The organism is Arsukibacterium sp., assembly GCF_033721375.1.
GTDB lineage: Bacteria > Pseudomonadota > Gammaproteobacteria > Enterobacterales > Alteromonadaceae > Alishewanella.
In genome coordinates this window covers 1-2,304 of sequence record NZ_JAWWAP010000022.1, presented here as the reverse complement: position 1 = coordinate 2,304, position 2,304 = coordinate 1, and the positions used below count along the sequence as shown (strand labels likewise).

Here is a 2,304-nt window from a genome sequence, read left to right as displayed (position 1 = left end):
TAACGCTTTAGTGTTTTATCCGGCACGTTGTTCAGAGACGGATAAACTCCTGTTGAACGGCCCGGTTCACTTAATTTTTGGTATAACTGATGCTAATGGAATTTGTATTTTTAGGGAACAATTAATTTACAGGATTGTGTATGGTGGTGATGCGTTTTGATGCTTTTTTGAGTGCTCTTCATTGTGTCATTCATCTGTATCTTTAACAGTTTAAAATACTCAGGCAATACCGACCCTCCAGCCGTTTCCGGCCAGTCTTCGTTCACCCTACATCCCTCAGGTTCAGCCGTCAGGTTGTCCCTGAAGCCGCGCTACTAACACTGACGCCAGATGCAATAACCCTATCTGACAATGCGGGCAATGCCAGCAAGGTGTTTCCTTCTCTGTAGTTGTTGCTTCAACTTTAGATTTACGCGGCGTTTCTTGCTGCCGGATTATTGCCAGCTTTCGCTTGCGGCAGCGGTTGGCCAGCAAGCCATAGTGCCGGATCCGCATAAAGCCTTTGGGCAATACATGGCTCAGGTAGCGCCGGATAAACTCACCACCATTGAGCGTCATCACCTTGCGCTTGTTGCCATCCTGATAGTCCCGGTAGTTAAAGCTGACACCCTCTGCACTGATGCGTTGTAAGCGGCTTTCATGCATCACACCTTTGCGGGTATAGCGGCCCAGATAACGCAATACAGTCTCAGGTTTACACAAGCAGGCTTTGCTAAATACTGTCCAGGGTTTTGCCAACAGTGCGTCTTTGTCCGGGATGCTCAGTTGCTCATCCCGTAGTGCTTGCAACATCTTCGCCCGGAACACCGTGGATAGCGCCTTCACCGGGAACAAATAGCCTTTATCAATGACCTGCCAGCGCTCCGCCTGACTTAACATCCCGCCGGGGATTAAACAGTGGAGGTGGATGTGCTGTGTTAGCGTTTGGCCCCAGGTATGCAGTACCGCCGTCAACCCCAGCTCTCCGCTCGTTTTCAGGTGCTGTCTTGCGAACTTACTCAGCGTTTGCCATACCGCATTAAACAGGCTTTTGTAGAGCTTTTCCGGCGCATAATGGCTGATGACATTCAGTTCATGCGGTAGCGTAAACACCAGATGGAAGTACTTTACCTGTACCAGATTGGCGGCCTGCGCTTCTATCCAATCACGGGTACGTTGTCCCTGACACCGTGGGCAATGTCTGTCACGGCATGAGCAATACACCATTTGTTGCTGCTGGCAGTTATCACACTGCCATAGCTGCTGTCCTAAGGCTGCGGTACGACATTGCATAATGTGTTTACAGGCCGCTTGTTGCTGCCAGGTCAGCGCATGATGTTGCTTATACTCCGGTAAAAACTGCGCCAGAACATCACTCAGATGCAGACTCATGATACAACCCAACCCGCCAGTAAATCACGGGCACCACTACCCATCTCCGGCAACCAGTGTAAATAGCGTTGAGTGGTTTTAATGTCAGTATGGCCCAGCTGGTTTTGCAATTCATACAACGGCATCCCCGCAATCAACTGATGCGTGGCATAAGCATGGCGTAAACTGTGAAGGCTACATCCACTCGGTACACCTGCTGAGCGCACTGCGTCTTTAAATGGCTTGGTAATACAACTGCTGGACATCGGTTTATCCATTCCCCGGCCAGAATAAAACAGATAGTCATGTGGCCGGTATAACTGCCAGTACTCACGAAGCAAGTTAAGCACTGCCGGTGCCAGCACGACATACCGGTCTTTATTGCCTTTACCTGCTACTACTTTAAGGGTGCTTCTCTGACCATCTATATCGGCGACTTTGGTATGGATAAGCTCCATTAATCGCAAGCCCGTGCCATAGTAAGTCATTAGCATAAAACGCTGTTTTCTCTCAGGGCACAGTGAAATAACAAGTTGTACTTCGGCGGGTTTTAATATCACCGGCGCTTTGACCGGCCGCCTTGATAGCGGCTTAGTGATAGTTACCTCCTTGTGCAATACCGCTTTAAAGAAGAAACAAATCCCATTGAGTTGAATATGAATAGTACTGCGTGCCAACTGCTTCTCTAACGTCAGATACCTGAAATACAGATCTAACTGCGCTTCAGTAATGGTATCCGGACGTTGGTGGTAGTGACGGCTTAACTGCTCAACCGCATACAGATAGGTTTCTTCAGTTCTTTTGGCAAGACCACGCAACCGACATTCGTCGATCATTGCCTGGCGTAACGGGGTCATGATGATTCTCCGGTTCTGTTGGGAACATTCCCGGAGTAAGTGTGGTTCAATAATAGGTGGTTGCTAAGGCTCCGCGCAGCGGCTTAGTTCAACGCTT

General features: G+C 49.1%; 2 protein-coding genes. Both read right to left on the bottom strand.

Annotated elements, in window-relative coordinates:
- Positions 1-282: 282 nt before the first annotated feature.
- Complete coding sequence (locus R3187_RS18765) at positions 283-1,371, bottom strand: IS91 family transposase (protein WP_318968561.1); 1,089 nt, start codon at positions 1,369-1,371, stop codon at positions 283-285.
- Entirely contained in the window at positions 1,368-2,207 is an 840-nt protein-coding gene (locus tag R3187_RS18760) for a site-specific integrase (protein WP_318968560.1), read from the bottom strand. Before R3187_RS18760 ends, R3187_RS18765 begins: the two co-directional genes overlap by 4 nt.
- Positions 2,208-2,304 lie beyond the last annotated feature (97 nt).

Coding starts and splice junctions, on each gene's coding strand:
- R3187_RS18765 (WP_318968561.1), bottom strand. CDS start 1,371: ATGAGTCTGCATCTGAGTGATGTTCTGGCGCAGTTTTTACCGGAGTAT.
- R3187_RS18760 (WP_318968560.1), bottom strand. CDS start 2,207: ATGACCCCGTTACGCCAGGCAATGATCGACGAATGTCGGTTGCGTGGT.